Consider the following 17,073-nt stretch of genomic DNA (forward strand, 5'->3'; position numbering starts at 1 on the left):
GCATGGACCGCCGACCTTCGCAGCTGCGCGACGACGCCCCGCACGCCGGCGCGAATCCCGACCTCCGGGCGCGGGTCCGCTCGGCGTGGCGACCGCCGCAGCTGTCGCGGCGCTTCGTGCCGGTGTGGCGGCGCAACTTCCTCGTCTGGCGCAAGCTCGCGCTGCCCTCGGTGCTCGGCAATCTCGCCGACCCGGTGATCTACCTGTTCGGCCTCGGCTTCGGCATCGGCATGCTGGTGCCCGAAGTCGGCGGGGTGCGCTACATCAGCTTCCTCGCCGCCGGCATGGTCTGCTATTCGACGATGAACGCGGCGTCGTTCGAAGTGCTCTATTCGGGCTTCTCGCGGATGCACGTGCAGAAGACCTGGGAGGCGATCATGAACGCGCCGGTCGACCTCGACGACGTCGTCTTCGCCGAGCTCGTCTGGGCGGCGTCGAAGGCCTGGCTGTCGGGCCTCGCGATCCTGCTCGTCGTCTCGCTCGCCGGCATCGTCGAGACGCGCTACGTGCTGTGGCTGCCGCCGCTGATCTTCATCGTCGGGCTCGCGTTCGCCGCGCTCGGCCTCGTGATGACGGCGCTGGCGCCGAGCTACGACTTCTTCATGTACTACTTCACGCTGTTCGTCACGCCGATGACGCTGTTGTCGGGCGTGTTCTTCCCGGTCGAGCAGCTGCCGGCGGCGCTGCAGGCCGCGACGAACCTGCTGCCGCTGACCCATGCGATCGAACTCGCCCGCCCGCTGCTGCTCGGGCGCGCACCCGACGACGTCGCGCTGCATCTCGCGGTCGTGCTCGGCTACGGGGCGGCGGCGTTCTGGCTCGCGCTCGCGCTCACGCGGCGCCGACTGCTGCGGTGAACGGCGCTCATTTGTGCTGCCGCGCACCGAGCTGCGCGATCAGGAAGCCGAGCCGCCGGCGCAGTGCGTCGCGGCTGTCGTCGTCCGCGTTGGCGAGCCGCGCCCGCAGCGCCGCGATCTCGCGCCGCAGCCCGATCTCGGCCGGGACGACGCCGGCGTTCTTCAGGATGCGGTTCGCCATCCGCTGCTCGGACGACAGCAGCGGATCGTCGTCGAGGTCGAGCGGGCGGCCCGCGCCGGGCAGATCGTCCAGCTCGCCGCGCTTGATCGCGTCGGCGATGCGCTGCTCGGCAAGGAGGTCGAAAATCGATAACGGCATGACGATTGCTGCGCCAGCGGGGGGTGCGGGATCGGCCGTCGTATCGCCGGCCCTGGGTTCGGGACTTCTTCTTGCTCGGCGGGTTCCCGCGCGGACGCGGTGGCGCGCATCGTGGCGAACTCGCGCACGGTCGCGCTTGCCAAGCATCGCAACGGTACGGAACATAGCGCGTCCGTCATCCGGGTTCCATCGCCGCGCCCGCTCCCCGCGAGCGCCGCGCGGCGCGTCAGCGAAGGAGTTTCATACGTGTTCGAATCCATGATGGACGCCGCGTTCTGGGTGTCCGTGCTGCAGATCATCGCGATCGACATCCTGCTCGGCGGCGACAACGCGGTCGTCATCGCGCTGGCGTGCCGCAAGCTGCCCGAGCAGCAGCGCAACAAGGGCATCGCGTGGGGCGTCGTCGGCGCGATCGCGCTGCGCGTCGTGCTGATCTTCTTCGCGCTTCAGCTCCTCGAACTGCCGTTGCTCAAGATCGTCGGCGGGCTGCTGCTGCTGTGGATCGGCGTCAAGCTGATGCAGCCGGAGGACGAGGGCGGGCACGGCAACATCGAGGGCAGCGCCCATTTGCTCGGGGCGATCAGGACGATCGTCGTCGCCGACGCGGTGATGAGCATCGACAACGTCATCGCGGTCGCCGGCGCGGCGAAGGGCGACCTGACGCTCGTCGTGTTCGGCATCGTCGTCAGCATCCCGATCATCGTCTGGGGCAGCAAGTTCGTGCTGAAGCTGATGGACCGCTTCCCGGCCGTCATCACGCTCGGTGCGGCGCTGCTCGGCTGGATCGGCGGCGGCATGTTCGTCGGCGATGTCGTGCTGCAGCCTTACCTCGAAGGCACGCCAGCCTGGCTGCATTACGCGACGTCGGTCGCCGGTGCGATCTTCGTCGTCGCGCTCGGCAGCGTGCTCGCGCGGCGGTTGCGCGGCGAGGCGCCCGCCCCGATCGTCGAGCTCGCAGTCGCCCCGACGAACAAACCCTCGCGCAAGACGTAACGGAGAAGCCGATGCTGAAGATACTCGTGCCGGTCGACGGCTCCGAAACCGCGAACCGCGCCGTCGCGCATGTGATCAAGCTGTACCGCAACGACGCGCAGGTCGACATCCACTTGCTGAACGTGCAGATCCCGATCGACTCGGGCCACGCGCGGCTCTTCGTCAGCGCGGACGAACTCGAGGATTACCACCGCGAGGAAGGCATCGCCGCGCTCGCGGGCGCGCGCCGCATGCTCGACGAGGCCGGCGTACCCTACACCCACCACATCGCCGTCGGCCATGTCGCCGACACGATCATCCGCTACGCGAAGGAGCGCGGCATCGACAAGATCGTGCTCGGTTCGCACGGGCGCACCGCGCTGCTGCAGGTGCTGCTCGGCTCGGTCGCGCAGGAAGTGCTCAAGCGCTCCGACATGCCGGTGACGCTCGTGAAGCCGGCAAGCGGTGCCTGAACCGGCCGCGCGGGCAGCCTCGGCAGCCGTGGTCTAGAGTGTAGCGAGGCGCGGCCCGGTGCCGCGCCGATGCTCGCGAAGGAGGACCGCATGGCCGAACTCGACAAGGAAGCCGTCGTCGCGGCGCTGAACCGCATTCTCGAGTCCGAACTTGCCGGAGTCGTGCGCTACACGCATTACTCGTTTCTCGTGTTCGGGTTCGGGCGCATTCCGATCGTCTCGTGGCTGCGCGAGCAGGCCGACGAATCACTGATGCACGCGCGCGCCGTGGGCGAATGGATCACGACGCTCGGCGCCTATCCGTCGCTGACGATCGGAGCGCTACTCGACGCCCACAAGCACGACATCGGCGCGATCCTGCGCGACTCGCTCGACGCGGAACGGGCCGCGCTGCAGCTCTACCGCGACCTTCTCGCGCTCGTCGCCGACCGCTCGGTCGCGCTCGAAGAATTCGCGCGGCGCATGGTCGAAGTCGAGGAACTGCATCAGGCCGAAGTCGACAAGATGCTGCGCAAGCCCGGCGACGTCGCCGCGTTCGCCACCGGGTGACGCCGCGCGCGTCGCCGCCACCTTGGGCGGGCGATGCGCGCCATCGAAGGGTGGAACGATGAGACGCTGGATCCTCGCGCTTCTCGCCGGCGGCGCCCTCGGGCTCGCTGCGGGGTTTGCGCTCGGGATCTTCGTCTATCCGTTCATCTTTCTCGCCGACATCACGGCGACCGAAGAGGTCGCGGACGCCGCGTCCCGCAAAGTGCTCGCCCGCGGCACCTTCATCCACGCGAACCCGTCCGACCCCATTCACCACGGACGCGGCGGCGTGACGGTGTATGAGGACATCATCCATCTGGAAAGCGACTTCCAGGTCGGTCCCGGGCCGAAATTCCACGTCTATCTCGTCCCGCTGCGCGACGTCGGCACGGACACCGACGTCGCCCGCACGATGTTCGTCGATCTCGGCAGGCTGAGGGCGTTCAGGGGAAGCCAGAGCTATCCGGTGCCGGCCGGCGTCGACCTCGCAGCCTACGCGAGCGTCGTCATCTGGTGCGAACAGTTCGACGTGCTCATTTCGCCCGCGACACTTGTGTTCGAAGGCTAACCCCCCGGCGCCGCCCACTTATAACTTATTGGTTAGCCAATATGGTTTGCTGCGCCGCAGCGCGGCAGTACAATCCGCCGGCTCAAACACCGGAGGTTCCGCACGCATCATGGCCGCTTTTATCACCGAAAAGATCGTCAGCGTCCATCACTGGAACGACACGCTGTTCTCCTTCACGACGACCCGCGACCGCGCGCTGCGCTACGAGAACGGCCAGTTCGTGATGATCGGTCTCGAAGTCGACGGCCGCCCGCTGATGCGCGCCTATTCGATCGCGAGCCCGAACTACGAGGAGAACCTCGAATTCTTCAGCATCAAGGTGCCCGACGGCCCGCTGACGTCGCGACTGCAGAAGATCCAGCCCGGCGACGAGCTGCTCGTGTCGCGCAAGCCGACCGGCACGCTCGTGCTGCACGACCTGCTGCCCGGCAAGCACCTCTATCTGTTCTCGACCGGCACCGGCCTCGCGCCGTTCATGAGCGTGATCCGCGACCTCGACGTCTATGACCGCTTCGACAAGATCATCCTAATCCACGGCGTGCGTTACGTCAGCGAAGTCGCCTACGAGCACTACATCACGCACGAACTGCCGCAGCACGAGTTTCTCGGCGACCTGGTACGCGAGAAGCTGATCTACTACCCGACGGTCACGCGCGAGCCGTTCCGCAACCAGGGGCGGCTGACCGACCTCATCGAGAGCGGCAAGCTCTTCACCGATATCGGCCTGCCGCCGCTCGACCCCGCCGTCGACCGCGTGATGATCTGCGGCAGTGCGGCGATGCTGAAGGACTCGCGCGAGTTGCTCGACCGGCGCGGCTTCCAGATGTCGAAGCGCATCGGCGACCCCGGCGACTACGTGATCGAGCACGCGTTCGTCGAAAAGTGAGACGGCGGGCGGCGGGGACGCGAAGGGGCTGCGGCCCCTTTTTTCATGTCCTCGCCACACCGCGGTGCGTCACCGCCCGACGACGGAAAACTGTCGCCGACGCGATTTTCCGTCATTTCGAGGCCCGGTTCGCCCGCTTCGGGCGATTTTCGGGTCCCCGGACGATACGCGACACGACCGCATTGGCTTAGGATGGCGAAGAACGGGCATGCAATACGCCTTTCTGCAGTTCGACGGGCTAAAGTGTCGTTCGCCTCATACAATAAACTGACTGGAGATCGTTCATGCGCAAGACCCTTACCGTGATCGTCCTGAGTCTCTCGGCAGCCGGCCTCGCTGCCCCCGCACACGCCCAGTTGACGGGAACACTGCAAAAGATCAAGGAAAACGGAGCGATCACCCTCAGTTATCGGGAATCCTCCGTGCCGTTCTCCTATCTCGATGCGCAGCAGAAGCCGGTGGGGTATGCGGTGGACCTATGCGCAAAGGTCGTCGACGCGGTGAAGTCCGAACTGAAGATGCCGAACCTGAAGGTGAACTACCAAGCCGTCACGTCGCAGAACCGGATTCCGTTACTCCAGAACGGCACGATCGACCTCGAGTGCGGCTCGACGACGAACAGTGTCGCGCGTCAGCAGCAGGTCGCCTTCAGCGTCGCGTACTTCATTACCAGCGTGCGGATGGCGGTGCGCAAGGACTCGCGCATCAAGGACATCGGCGACCTCGACGGCAAGCCGGTGGTCACGACGACGGGGACGACGTCGGACCAGCTGATCAAGCAGAACGAGAAGGGCAAGACGATCGACGTCAGAAACATCTATGGCAAGGACCACGCCGACTCGTTCCTGATGGTCGAGAGCGGGCGGGCAGCGGCGTTCGTCATGGACGACATCCTGCTCGCCGGCCTGATCGCGAGTTCCAAGAATCCGTCCGCATTCGAAATCGTCGGCCCCTCGCTCCGGGACGAGCCCTATGGTGCGATGATCCGCAAGGATGACGCGGCATTCAAGGCGATCATCGACAAGACGCTGATCGGCCTGATGAAGTCCGGCGAGGCCGAGAAGCTCTACAACAAGTGGTTCATGAACCCGATTCCGCCGCGCAACGTGAACCTGAACTTCCCGATGAGTCCCGCGTTGAAGGCGGCCTTCGAGAACCCGACCGACAAGGGCGTCGAGTAACAGCAACGGCGGCCGCTGCGCCACGCGCGCGGCGGCTTCCTCGATCATCCGACGCTTCGCGGCGCCGCCGCGGGCAAAGAGGCGCGAATGGACTATCACTGGAACTGGATGTTCTTCTTCCAGGAAACCGACGACGGTCTCAAGTACTACGACTGGATCCTGTCGGGACTCGGCTGGACGACGGTCGTATCGCTCGCGTCGCTTGCGGTCGCGCTGCTGCTCGGTTCCGCGCTCGGGGTGATGCGCACGACGCCGAATCGATGGCTGGTCGGGATCGGCGACGCCTACGTCGATCTGTTCCGCAACGTGCCGCTGATCGTCCAGCTTTTCATGTGGTTCTTCGTCGTGCCCGAACTCGTGCCGGAGAAGCTCGGCCTGTGGATGAAGCAGGACCTGCCGTACTTGGTCATCGCCGTCGTCGGCCTCGGCCTGTACACCGCGGCTCGGATCGCCGAGCAGGTCAAGGCGGGGATCAATTCGCTGTCGCGCGGTCAGCGCGCGGCAGGTCTCGCGCTCGGCTTCACCGAATGGCAGACCTACCGCTACGTACGCCTGCCGATGGCCTACCGCATCGTGCTCCCGGCGATGACGTCGGAAGCGATGAACATCTTCAAGAACTCGGCCGTGACCTACGCGGTCGGCATCCTCGAACTCTACTTCCAATACAAGCAGATCATCGAAAAGACCTCGCAAGTGCTCGAGATCACGATCGTCGTGACCCTCGCGTACTTCGCCCTCGCATTCGTGATGAATCGGCTTCTCGCCTTCGTCGAGCGCCGCACCCGCGTGCCGGGCCTGATCGTCGGCGGCAAGGGGAGCAACTGAGATGGCGGACTTCGACTTCTCGGTCATCCTCGAGAACTGGGGCTTCCTCCTCGAAGGCCTGCGCTACACCGTCCAGGTCACGCTCGTCGCGATGCTCGGCGGCATTCTCATCGGCACGCTGCTCGCGCTGATGCGCCTGTCGTCGGTCGCGCCGCTGCAATGGTTCGCCGCGGGCTACGTGAACGTGTTCCGCAGCGTGCCGCTCGTGCAGGTCATCCTCGCGTTCTACCTGATCCTGCCGCTCGCGCTGCAGGCGATCACCGGCAAGCCGATGCCGATCGGCGCGGCGAACTCCGCGTACTTCACCTTCACCGTGTTCGAGGCCGCGTATTACTCCGAGATCATGCGCTCGGGCATCCAGTCGGTGCCGCGCGGGCAAATCGCCGCGGGCTATGCGATGGGCTTCACATACGGCCAGACGATGCGCCTCGTCGTGCTGCCGCAGGCGTTCCGCAACATGCTGCCGGTGCTGCTGACGCAGACGATCATCCTGTTCCAGGACGTGTCGCTCGTGTACGCGATCGGCGCGACCGATTTCTTCGGCGCCGCCGACAAGATCACGCAGCGCGACCTGCGCCCGGTCGAGATGTACACGACCGTCGCGGTCGTCTATTTCATCATCTGCTTCACGCTGTCGCGTCTCGTGAAACGGCTGCAGAGCCGCATCGCGATCATCCGCTGAACGCCCCGGAGTCTTACGACGTGATCGAGATCAAGAACATTTCCAAGTGGTACGGCAGCTTCCAGGTGCTGACCGACTGCACGACTCAGGTGAAGAAGAGCGAAGTGGTCGTCGTCTGCGGCCCGTCCGGCTCGGGAAAATCGACGCTGATCAAGTGCGTCAACGGGCTCGAACCGTTCCAGAAGGGCAGCATCGTCGTCGACGGCATCGCGGTCGAGAACCCGAAAACCAACCTGCCGAAGCTGCGCGCGAAGGTCGGCATGGTGTTCCAGAACTTCGAACTGTTCCCGCACATGACGATCACCGACAACCTGACGATCGCGCAGATCAAGGTGCTCGGGCGCCGCCGCGAAGAAGCGGTCGACAAGGGCCTCAAGCTGCTCGACCGCGTCGGCCTGAAGAACCAGGCGGCGAAGTTCCCGGGGCAGCTCTCGGGCGGCCAGCAGCAGCGCGTCGCGATCGCGCGCGCGCTCGCGATGGATCCGATCTGCATGCTGTTCGACGAGCCGACTTCCGCGCTCGATCCGGAGATGATCAACGAAGTGCTCGACGTGATGGTCGAACTCGCGCACGAAGGCATGACGATGATGTGCGTCACGCACGAGATGGGCTTCGCGCGCAAGGTCGCCCACCGCGTGATCTTCATGGACCGCGGCGCGATCGTCGAGGATGCGCCGAAGGACGAGTTTTTCGGTCAGCCGCGCTCCGAGCGCGCGCAAAATTTCCTCGCGAAGATCCTGCAGCACTAGCGGGCGCGAGCCCGCTCCACCGCCGGTTGCGGTCCGCGGGAAACCAGCTCCGAGGCGCGCGTGCCGGACGGTCCCCTTCGATCTGCCCGGCCGCCCGCTGGAGCGACAACACGGATACCCCGCTCGATAGCTTACGGAGACCGCCGTTGACCGACACCCTCGTCGTCCTGACCAACCTTCCGGACGCGGCGTCCGCTCACGCACTCGCGTCGCGGCTCGTCGAGCTGCGACTCGCCGCGTGCGTGAACATCCTCGCCCCGTGCCGATCGGTTTATCGCTGGCAGGGTGCGGTCGAGGATGCCGAAGAAGTGCCGCTGCTGATCAAGACGACGGATGAGCGCTACGCCGCGCTCGAAGCCGAGATCCGCGCCCGGCATCCATACGAACTTCCCGAGATCGTCGCTGTCCCTCTGGGACGGGGCTTGCCTGCCTACCTCGATTGGGTCGCCGCCGAGACGAGTCCGGCATCCAGCCGTAGCGGGCAGACCCCATGATCCGCCCGGATTGCGGATGAGCGGTTTGATCGCGATCCAGTTTTCGCTGCCGGCAACGCCTTAAAATCGAACAAATTCCGACACGCCCTATCGAACCGATGCGTCGCCTCCTGCTCTTGCTGACCCTACTGGTCAGCCTCGTTGCCCTGTCCGCTCACGCCCAGGGCAAGCCGATCGAACCCGAAAAAGCCTTCCGTTTCGCCGCGCGCACGCTCGACCCGGCAACCGTCGAAGTCACGTTCGACGTCGCGGACGATTACTACCTCTACGGCGACAAGTTCAAGTTCGCCGCGGACCCCGACACCGTCGTCCTCGGCTCGCCCGAGCGCGCCCCGGGCAAGATCAAGCACGACGAATTTTTCGGCGACGTCGAGACTTACCGCGACGAAGTGAAGATCCTGTTGCCGGTGACCGCCCCGCCCGGCATCACGGAATTCCGGCTGACCGCGACGAGCCAGGGGTGCTGGGACGGCGGCATCTGCTATCCGCCGACGCCGCAGAGCACCGACATCGACCTGACCGCGAAACCGACGCGCACCGGCCTCGGCTTCCTTGACCGCGTGATTTCGGGCGGCGATGCCGAGCCGTCGGCGCGGGGAAACCTTGCGGGAAACACGGAAGCCAGCGGCGACGAGAGCGGGCGCATCGCCGGCCTGCTCCGTGACGCGAGCGTCCCGCTGGTGCTCGTGAGCTTCTTCGGCTTCGGGCTGCTGCTCGCCTTCACGCCGTGCACCTTCCCGATGATCCCGATCCTGTCGGGCATCATCGTCGGCCAGGGTCATCACATCTCGCGCGGCCGCGCCTTCGCGCTGTCGCTCGTCTACGTGCTCGGCATGGCGGTCGCATACGCGCTCGCCGGGGTCGCTGCGGGGCTGTCCGGCACGCTGCTGTCGGCCGCGCTGCAGAACGCGTGGGTGCTCGGGGCATTCGCGCTGGTGTTCGTGTTGCTGTCGCTGTCGATGTTCGGCTTCTACGAACTGCAGTTGCCGACCGCGCTGCAGAGCCGCCTGAGCTCGACGGCGAACCACCAGAAAGGCGGCCACGTGGGCGGCGTCGCCGTGATGGGCGTGCTGTCGGCGCTGATCGTCGGCCCCTGCGTCGCGGCGCCGCTCGCCGGCGCGCTGCTGTACATCGCGCAGACCGGCAACTCGACGCTCGGCGGCGTGGCACTGTTCGTGATGGCGCTCGGCATGGGCGCGCCGCTGATCGCCGTCGGCGTCGCGGCGCGCTCGGTGCTGCCGAAGGTCGGGCCGTGGATGGAGGGCGTCAAGAAGGCGTTCGGCGTGATGCTGCTCGGCGTCGCGGTGTGGCTGCTGACGCCGGTCGTGCCGACCGTCGCGACGATGCTCGCGTGGGCCGCGCTGCTGCTGTTCTCCGGCATCTTCCTGCATGCGCTCGACCCGCTGCCCGCGAATGCGAAGGGATGGTCGCGCTTCTGGAAAGGCGTCGGCGTCGTGATGCTGATCGGCGGCGCCGCGATGCTCGTCGGCGCGCTCGCCGGGTCGCGCGATCCGTTGCAGCCGCTCGCGGTGCTGCGCACCAGCGGCGCCGCCACGGCGGCCACGAGTCAGCCGCGCTTCGAGAAAGTCGCGTCGGTTGCCGAACTCGACGCCCGCCTCGCCAGCGCCGACCGGCCGGTGATGCTCGACTTCTATGCCGACTGGTGCGTCTCGTGCAAGGAGATGGAGCGCTTCACGTTCAGCGACGACGCGGTGCAGGCGCGGATGAACCGGATGCTGCTGCTGAAGGCCGACGTGACCGCGAACAACGACGACGACAAGGCCTTGCTTAAGCGCTTCAGCCTGTTCGGGCCGCCCGGCACGATCTTCTTCGACCGCGACGGCGCCGAACGCGACGGTCTGCGCGTCGTCGGCTTCATGGACGCCGGCCCGTTCGCCGAACTGCTCGACCGCGCGCTGCGCTGAACGCCCGCTTTTCGCGTCCGACCCGGCCCGTCTGATCCGCCGGCCGTCCGCCTCGCCGGCGGCGACGACGGAGTTCATCCTGCAGCGCCCCTCCCCGAAGCGGCCGGGCGACGGAAAGTTGCTGGCGATCCATCGTTTTTCCGCGACTTTCGCCTACAATTGCCGCTCCCCCCTTTCGCCAGCGTGCCTCCCATGTTCTCCGGAATCGTCGCCGCGTGCGGCCGCATCGAGCGTATCGAACCCCTTCAGGACGGCGTCCGCCTCACCGTGGACACCGGCGATCTCGACCTCTCCGACGTGCAGATCGGCGACAGCATCGCGAATAGCGGCGTCTGTCTGACCGTCATCGCGCTCGACGGCCGGCTCGCCCGGTTCGACGTGTCGCGCGAGACCCTCGACTGCACCGCCGGGCTCGACGAAGTCGGCAACGAGGTCAACCTCGAGAAGGCGCTGCGCCTCGCGGACCGGCTCGGCGGCCACCTCGTCACGGGGCACGTCGACGGCGTCGGCGAAGTCCTGCGCTTCGCGCCGGTCGGCGAGAGCCACGAGCTCGTGATCCGCGCCCCGGCGTCGCTCGCCGGCTACATCGCGAAGAAGGGCTCGGCGACCGTCAATGGCGTGAGCCTCACGGTGAACCAGGTCGAAGGGCGCGACTTTTCGCTCAACCTGATCCCGCACACCGTGGCGGTGACAAACCTCAAGCATCTCGCGCCCGGCAGCCACGTGAACCTCGAGATCGACCTGATCGCCCGCTACGTCGAACGCATGCTCGCGTGGCGCGAGGAGGAGGCGGCGCAATGAATGCCCACACGCAGCTTCTCCCGCAAACGGACGCGGCCGGACCTTCTGCGGCCCGGCCGGCGGGCGGCGCGAGCGCGCTCGCCCCGATCACCGAAATTATCGAGGACATCCGCGCCGGTCGCATGGTGGTGCTCGTCGACGAGGAAGACCGCGAGAACGAGGGCGATCTCGTGCTCGCCGCCGAGCACGTGACGCCGGAAGCGATCAACTTCATGGCAAAGCACGGCCGCGGACTGATCTGCCTGACGCTGACCGAAGCGCGCTGCCGCCAGCTCGGCCTGCAGTTGATGGTGCGCGACAACCGCTCGCCGCACGGCACCGCCTTCACGACGTCGATCGAGGCCGCCGAAGGCGTGACGACCGGGATCTCGGCGCACGACCGCTCGCGCACCGTCGAGGCCGCAGTGGCCCGCCACGGGAAACCTTCGGACATCGTCCAGCCCGGCCACATCTTCCCGCTGATGGCGCAGAAGGGCGGCGTCCTGATCCGCGCAGGGCACACGGAGGCGGGCTGCGACCTCGCCGCGCTCGCCGGGCTCGAGCCCGCGTCGGTGATCTGCGAAATCCTCAAGGACGACGGCACGATGGCGCGGTTGCCGGATCTCGTCGAATTCGCGAAGGAACATGGCCTGAAAATCGGCGCGATCCGCGACCTGATCGAATACCGCTCCGCGACCGAGCACCTGATCGAGCGCGTCGCCGAGAAGGACGTCGAGACGCCGCATGGCCGCTTCCGGCTCGCGGCGTTCGAGGACAAGACGAGCGGTGAAGTGCATTTCGCGCTGAGCCACGGCGAGATCCGTCCGGATCGCGAAACCCTCGTGCGCGTGCACGAACCGATCTCGGTCGTGGACTTCATCGACTCCGACAGCAGCCGCCACACCTTCCCCGTCAATCAGGCCCTCGCCCGCCTCGCACAGGCCGAGCAAGGCGTCATCGTGATGCTTTACCGCCCGCAATCCGGCAACGAACTGCTCGCGGGCCTGCGCGGCGACGGCGCCGCAGCGCCGAAATGGGACGCCCGCCTGTTCGGCGTCGGCGCGCAGATCCTGCGCGACCTGAAGGTCGGCAAGATGCGCCTGCTCGCTAGCCCGCGCAAGATCCCGAGCATGGCCGGCTTCGGCCTCGAAATCACCGGCTTCGTCGAGTCGGACTGAGCCGCAATCACCCGCACCGGGAGCCGCGGCCGAGCCGCGCTCCCGGTCCCTTTTTGCAAGAACCGAAGATGCCCCGCTACGACAACATTCCCGAATTGGACATCGACCTCGACGGCCGCGGCCTGCGCATCGGCATCGTCATGAGCCGCTTCAACCAGGACGTCTGCGAAGGCCTGCTGTCGGCCTGCACCGCCGAACTGCTGCGCCTCGACGTGTCGCCCGAACTCGTGCGCATCGCGACCGTGCCCGGCGCACTCGAGATCCCGCTGACGCTGCAGGCGATGGCGCGCAGCGGTAACTACGACGCGTTGATCGCGCTCGGCGCGGTGATCCGCGGCGAGACCTACCATTTCGAGCTGGTTTCGAACGAAATGGGCAGCGGCATCAACCGGATCGGCCTCGACACGGGCATGCCGATTGCGAACGGCGTGCTGACGACCGAGGACGACGACCAGGCGCTCGCGCGGATGCAGGAAAAAGGCGCCGACTGCGCCCGCACCGCCGTCGAGATGGCCAACCTGCTCAAGAAAGTCCGATGAGCGGCAAAGCTGCCCGTCGCCGCGCGCGGGAGTTCGCGCTGCAGGGGATCTACCAGTGGTTGCTGTCGGGTAATTCCGTCCCGGTCATCGAGGACCACGTCGCGCAAGTGACCGGCTTCGACCGCGCCGACCGCGAGCTTTTCGTCAGCCTGCTGCGCGGCACGCTGAACAACGTCGAATCCCTGCAGGCCGAATTCGAGCCGTTCATCCATCGCCCGGTGCACGAACTGTCGCCGGTCGAGCGCGCGATCCTGCTGCTCGGCACGCACGAACTCAAGCACGGCCTCGACACGCCGTACCGGGTCATCATCAACGAGGCGATCGAACTCGCGAAGGGCTACGGCGGCACCGAAGGGCACCGCTTCGTCAACGGCGTCCTCGACAAGCTCGCCGCGAAGCTGCGCGCAACGGAGATCGCGGCCGGCCGCAGTTGAGCCGCCCGCACGACGAAGGGAAGAGGCCGACCGACGAATGACCGGACCGGCGCTGCCGGAGGTGTGCGCCGCACCACGAAGGGATGAGGACGCCGTCTGACCGCCCCGTACCCTGAAGCGCTGCCGCCGCCTCGTTCCGTTTCCGGACAGACGATGCCTTAAAAAAAGCCCGAACTGCGGACGACGCGATTCGGGCTTTTTCGTTTTCGGCGTGACGCTTCCGGCCGGCTCGGTCAGAACTGCGACCGCGCGGTGCCGGAAGCGCCCGCGGAGCAACGACCGCGAGGATCGATCCTCAGCCGCGCGCAGCCGGGCGCGGACGGCGAGCGCCTTCCGGCCGATCGCTGCCGAAGCGCCCGCCTTCACTGCGGCCGCCTTCCCGGCCGTAACCGCCGCGCGGACCCGACGGACCGTCCGACGACCAGCCCTTGCCCGCCCCCGGGCGTCCGTCGCGGTTGTCGCGTCCGTACGACGGCGCCCCGGACGACCGACCGTAGCCGGGCTTGCCGCCACCGCCCGGCGAGCGGCGCGGGGACGACGGGCGCACGGTCGGCTCCAGTCCCGCGATCGTATGCACGGCGAGCGGCTTGCCGGTGAAACGCTCGATCGCGCGGATGATGCCGAGCTCGCGCGGGCCGGACAGCGTGATCGCAATACCGTCGCGACCGGCACGGCCCGTGCGGCCGATGCGATGCACGTAGTCCTCGACCTGCCGCGGCGGGTCGAAGTTGATCACGTGGCTGATGCCCGCGACGTCGATGCCGCGCGCGGCGACGTCGGTCGCGACGAGCACGCCGATGCGCCCCTGGCGCAGCTTGTCGAGCGTGCGGTTGCGTGCCGTCTGGTGCATGTCGCCGTGCAGCGCCGCGGCGGAGAAACCCTTCTCCTGCAGGCTCAGCGACACTTCCTCGGCGCCGCGCTTCGTCGCGGTAAAGACCACCGCCTGCTGCAGGTCATCACCGCCGAGCAGCGACTCGAGCAGCCGGTTCTTGTGCACCAGATTGTCGGCGAACAGCAGGCGTTGCTCAATGTTCGCGCGGTTCTCGACCGTCGCGGCGATCTCGATCCGCTGCGGATTGCGCTGCAGCTTGCGCGCGAGATTGCCGACGACGCCGTCGAGCGTCGCGGAGAACAGCAGCGTCTGGCGGCTCGCCGGGGTGGCCGCGACGATCGTCTCGATGTCTTCGACGAAGCCCATGTCGAGCATGCGGTCGGCTTCGTCGAGCACCAGCACTTCGATATCCGACAGCTTGATCTTGCGGCGGGTCAGATGGTCGATCAGCCGGCCCGGGGTCGCGACGACGAAGTCGACCGGACGCGACAACTGCTTCACTTGCGCGAAGAACGGTGCGCCGCCGACGAGGCACGCGGTGTTGAGATAGCGCAGGTTGCGGGCGTACGTCTTGACCGCCTTTTCGACCTGCAGCGCGAGTTCGCGTGTCGGCGTCAGCACGAGCACGCGCGGGCCGGCGCCCGGTGCGAGCTTGCGGTCGATCAGGCGATGCAGGCTTGGAAGCGTGAAGGCGGCGGTCTTGCCGCTGCCGGTATGCGAGGACACCATCAGGTCGGCCCCGCCGAGCGCGGCCGGAATCGCCTGCTGCTGGACGGGCGTCGGGACGGTGTAGCCGGTCGTGGCAATGGCTTGCAGCAAGGCCTCGTGGAGGCCGAGTTCGTTGAACGTCATGAGTTCTTCCTTGTTGCCCGGGGACTTGTGGTCGAGCCGGGACGGGATTCGGTCCGGCGGATCGGACCTATGAAAAGGCATCGCACCGTCCGGGACGGACGCGGTGGCGGCGAGCGCGCGATGGGCTATGGGCCGGTCGATTTCGTCTCGTCTAGTACGGAAAACGACCGTGCATCGGCACCAACCGGCATTCGCGATGCCATACGATCAGAAGAACGAATGGAGTTCGACGGGAGGGTCGGGGGCGATGGGGCTGTGGATACAGTCCCGCGGCGGGGTCCGCGGAATCCTGATTCCGCGCATGGACCCGTAAAAACCGGCTGCTGCATTGCACAACGCCGGCTATGTTAGCCGATATCGCGTGCGTGGGGAAGGGAAAGGCGTGAGGCGATGCAAAAAAGCCCGATGCCGAGCGGCATCGGGCACGATTCCAGTGTGACGGAGCGCGGGTGTTACTTGCTGTTGACTGCGCCCTTCAGCGTGGCGCCGGCGGTGAACTTCGGCACGCGGGACGCGGCGATCTTGATCGAGGCGCCAGTTTGCGGATTGCGGCCGGTGCGCTCGGCGCGTTCCGAAATCTCGAAAGACCCGAAACCGGTGAAGGCAACCTTCTCGCCCGCAGCCATGCGCTCGGCGATGATATCCAGCACGGTGGACAGGGCGCGGTCGGCCTGAGCCCGCGATACATCCAGACGGTCGGCCAGGGCTTCGACGAATTCACCTTTGTTCATGCTTTTCCTCGATTGGTGTGTGTGTGGTACGGGATACGGGTTTTACGGGCGGATTCTAGCACCGTCATTGCCTTTGGCGCATTGGGCTTCAGCGTCGATACAACAAGAAATGCCGGGGTTCGGCTGTATCGGATCGTCATGCCTCGAGGGCCGGATAATCGATGAAGCCCAGGTCGCCGCCCTGATAGAAAGTGCTGGCATCCCACTCGTTGAGCGGTGCGTTGACGCGGAAGCGTTCGACGAGGTCCGGATTCGAGATACAGGCGCGCCCAAACGCGACGGCGTCGCAGGAGCCCGACGCGAGCGCCGCCTCCGCGCTCGCCCGGTCGAAGCCGCCGTTGCTGATGATCGGCATCGTCGCGATGCCGCGGAAATGGCCGGCAACGTCGGCGATCGCGCCGGTCGCACCGTCGAGCTGGCCCGGTTGATACGGTTCGGTGAGATGCAGGAACGCGAGCCCGTAGCCGTTCGCGCGCCGGACGACGTGCTCGAACATCGGCAGCGTTTCTTCATCGACGGCGATGCCGTGAAAGCGGTTCATCATCGGATTGAGCCGGAACCCGATCCGCGACGGCGACCATTCCGCGGCAACCGTGTCGAGCACCTCGAAGAAGAAGCGGGCGCGATTCTCGTGGCTGCCGCCGTATTCGTCGTCGCGCCGGTTCGCGCACGGAGAGAAGAACTGGTGAAACAGATAGCCGTTCGACGAGTGGATTTCAACGCCGTCAAAACCGGCCAGCACCGCATTGTGGGCCGCACGGCCGAAATCGGCGACGACCGCGGCGATCTCCTCGCGCCTCAGCGCGTGCGGCGTCACCGTCGTCCTCATTCCCTCCGGCGTAAACATCTTCCACTCGGGATTGACCGCCGACGGCGCGACCGGCAGTTCGCCGTCGTGGAACTCGGGCAAGGACAGGCGCCCGCAATGCCACAACTGGCAGACTATGCGCCCGCCCGCTTCGTGCACCGCGTCCGTGACCCGGCGCCAGCCGACGACCTGTGCCTCGGACCAGATGCCCGGCGTAAAAGGGTAGCCCCGCGCCTGCGGCGAAACGATCGTTCCTTCCGACACGATCAGGCCGGCACTCGCACGCTGCGCGTAATAGCGCGCCATCGATTCGGTCGGCGCGAAGTCGGGGTTGTCCGCGCGGCAACGCGTCAGCGGGGCCATGACGACACGGTTCGGCAGTTCGAGCGCGCCGAGGCGGACGGGCGCAAGCAGTCGGGAAGTCATGCAGTCTCCTGGGATCGTAAGGACGACGGGCGCA

19 protein-coding genes and 1 pseudogene are annotated in these 17,073 nt (G+C 66.7%); 16 read left to right on the top strand and 4 right to left on the bottom strand.

All coding sequences use genetic code 11. The annotated features are described in order from the left end of the window. Positions 1–2 precede the first annotated feature (2 nt). Positions 3–857: an ABC transporter permease gene (locus V6M37_RS11685; RefSeq protein WP_332673452.1), complete on the top strand. Its 855-nt coding sequence runs from the start codon at positions 3–5 to the stop codon at positions 855–857. Positions 858–864: 7 nt separating this feature from the next. Here the strand turns inward: V6M37_RS11685 and V6M37_RS11690 are convergent, their stop codons facing one another. Then, positions 865–1,176 carry a J-domain-containing protein gene (locus V6M37_RS11690; protein WP_332673454.1) on the bottom strand — a complete coding sequence of 104 codons (312 nt, stop codon included), beginning with the start codon at positions 1,174–1,176 and terminating at the stop codon, positions 865–867. Positions 1,177–1,422: 246 nt separating this feature from the next. On the opposite strand from V6M37_RS11690, the gene V6M37_RS11695 reads away from it, so the two are divergent. The 15 genes from V6M37_RS11695 to nusB all read left to right on the top strand — a co-directional run bounded on the left by V6M37_RS11695 (position 1,423) and on the right by nusB (position 13,390). After that, positions 1,423–2,169: a TerC family protein gene (locus tag V6M37_RS11695; protein ID WP_332673456.1), complete on the top strand. Its 747-nt coding sequence runs from the start codon at positions 1,423–1,425 to the stop codon at positions 2,167–2,169. 11 nt (positions 2,170–2,180) lie between these two features. Further along, on the top strand, positions 2,181–2,621 hold the full coding sequence (locus V6M37_RS11700; RefSeq protein ID WP_332673457.1) for a universal stress protein: 441 nt from the start codon (positions 2,181–2,183) through the stop codon (positions 2,619–2,621). Positions 2,622–2,711: 90 nt separating this feature from the next. Further along, positions 2,712–3,170 carry a ferritin-like domain-containing protein gene (locus V6M37_RS11705; protein WP_332673459.1) on the top strand — a complete coding sequence of 153 codons (459 nt, stop codon included), beginning with the start codon at positions 2,712–2,714 and terminating at the stop codon, positions 3,168–3,170. Between the two features lie 58 nt (positions 3,171–3,228). Further along, complete coding sequence (locus V6M37_RS11710; RefSeq protein ID WP_332673460.1) at positions 3,229–3,717, top strand: DM13 domain-containing protein; 489 nt, start codon at positions 3,229–3,231, stop codon at positions 3,715–3,717. A gap of 109 nt (positions 3,718–3,826) precedes the next feature. After that, complete coding sequence (locus tag V6M37_RS11715) at positions 3,827–4,603, top strand: ferredoxin--NADP reductase (protein ID WP_332673463.1); 777 nt, start codon at positions 3,827–3,829, stop codon at positions 4,601–4,603. 284 nt (positions 4,604–4,887) lie between these two features. Further along, positions 4,888–5,784 carry a transporter substrate-binding domain-containing protein gene (locus V6M37_RS11720; RefSeq protein WP_332673465.1) on the top strand — a complete coding sequence of 299 codons (897 nt, stop codon included), beginning with the start codon at positions 4,888–4,890 and terminating at the stop codon, positions 5,782–5,784. Positions 5,785–5,871: 87 nt separating this feature from the next. Next, positions 5,872–6,609, top strand: coding sequence for an amino acid ABC transporter permease (locus V6M37_RS11725; protein ID WP_332673468.1), 738 nt, complete (start codon positions 5,872–5,874; stop codon positions 6,607–6,609). Between the two features lies 1 nt (position 6,610). Next, positions 6,611–7,291 (top strand): amino acid ABC transporter permease, encoded by a 681-nt coding sequence (locus tag V6M37_RS11730; RefSeq protein ID WP_332673471.1) that lies wholly within the window; start codon positions 6,611–6,613, stop codon positions 7,289–7,291. 20 nt (positions 7,292–7,311) lie between these two features. Next, positions 7,312–8,040: an amino acid ABC transporter ATP-binding protein gene (locus tag V6M37_RS11735; RefSeq protein ID WP_332673472.1), complete on the top strand. Its 729-nt coding sequence runs from the start codon at positions 7,312–7,314 to the stop codon at positions 8,038–8,040. Positions 8,041–8,186: 146 nt separating this feature from the next. Then, the gene (gene cutA, locus V6M37_RS11740; RefSeq protein ID WP_332673473.1) at positions 8,187–8,534 is read left to right on the top strand and encodes a divalent-cation tolerance protein CutA; all 348 of its coding nucleotides are present in this window, start codon (positions 8,187–8,189) and stop codon (positions 8,532–8,534) included. 98 nt (positions 8,535–8,632) lie between these two features. After that, positions 8,633–10,459, top strand: coding sequence for a protein-disulfide reductase DsbD (dsbD, locus tag V6M37_RS11745; protein WP_332673475.1), 1,827 nt, complete (start codon positions 8,633–8,635; stop codon positions 10,457–10,459). Positions 10,460–10,651: 192 nt separating this feature from the next. Further along, the gene (locus tag V6M37_RS11750; protein WP_332673477.1) at positions 10,652–11,260 is read left to right on the top strand and encodes a riboflavin synthase; all 609 of its coding nucleotides are present in this window, start codon (positions 10,652–10,654) and stop codon (positions 11,258–11,260) included. Then, on the top strand, positions 11,257–12,417 hold the full coding sequence (gene ribBA / locus V6M37_RS11755) for a bifunctional 3,4-dihydroxy-2-butanone-4-phosphate synthase/GTP cyclohydrolase II (protein WP_332673479.1): 1,161 nt from the start codon (positions 11,257–11,259) through the stop codon (positions 12,415–12,417). The genes V6M37_RS11750 and ribBA overlap by 4 nt, the downstream gene beginning before the upstream one ends. A gap of 68 nt (positions 12,418–12,485) precedes the next feature. Then, on the top strand, positions 12,486–12,956 hold the full coding sequence (gene ribH, locus V6M37_RS11760; RefSeq protein WP_332673482.1) for a 6,7-dimethyl-8-ribityllumazine synthase: 471 nt from the start codon (positions 12,486–12,488) through the stop codon (positions 12,954–12,956). Further along, positions 12,953–13,390 (top strand): transcription antitermination factor NusB, encoded by a 438-nt coding sequence (gene nusB / locus V6M37_RS11765; protein WP_332673484.1) that lies wholly within the window; start codon positions 12,953–12,955, stop codon positions 13,388–13,390. Before ribH ends, nusB begins: the two co-directional genes overlap by 4 nt. 295 nt (positions 13,391–13,685) lie before the next feature. On the opposite strand, the gene V6M37_RS11770 is transcribed toward nusB, so the two are convergent. The 3 genes and pseudogenes from V6M37_RS11770 to V6M37_RS11780 all read right to left on the bottom strand — a co-directional run bounded on the left by V6M37_RS11770 (position 13,686) and on the right by V6M37_RS11780 (position 17,039). Beyond that, positions 13,686–15,074, bottom strand: coding sequence for a DEAD/DEAH box helicase (locus tag V6M37_RS11770; RefSeq protein WP_332673486.1), 1,389 nt, complete (start codon positions 15,072–15,074; stop codon positions 13,686–13,688). A gap of 452 nt (positions 15,075–15,526) precedes the next feature. Beyond that, positions 15,527–15,808, bottom strand: a pseudogene (locus V6M37_RS11775) (HU family DNA-binding protein); the annotation flags it as partial. Between the two features lie 133 nt (positions 15,809–15,941). Beyond that, positions 15,942–17,039, bottom strand: coding sequence for an alkene reductase (locus V6M37_RS11780; RefSeq protein ID WP_332673488.1), 1,098 nt, complete (start codon positions 17,037–17,039; stop codon positions 15,942–15,944). Between the last annotated feature and the right edge of the window lie 34 nt (positions 17,040–17,073).

Origin of the sequence: Aromatoleum sp., assembly GCF_036675785.1 — a bacterium.
GTDB lineage: Bacteria > Pseudomonadota > Gammaproteobacteria > Burkholderiales > Rhodocyclaceae > Aromatoleum.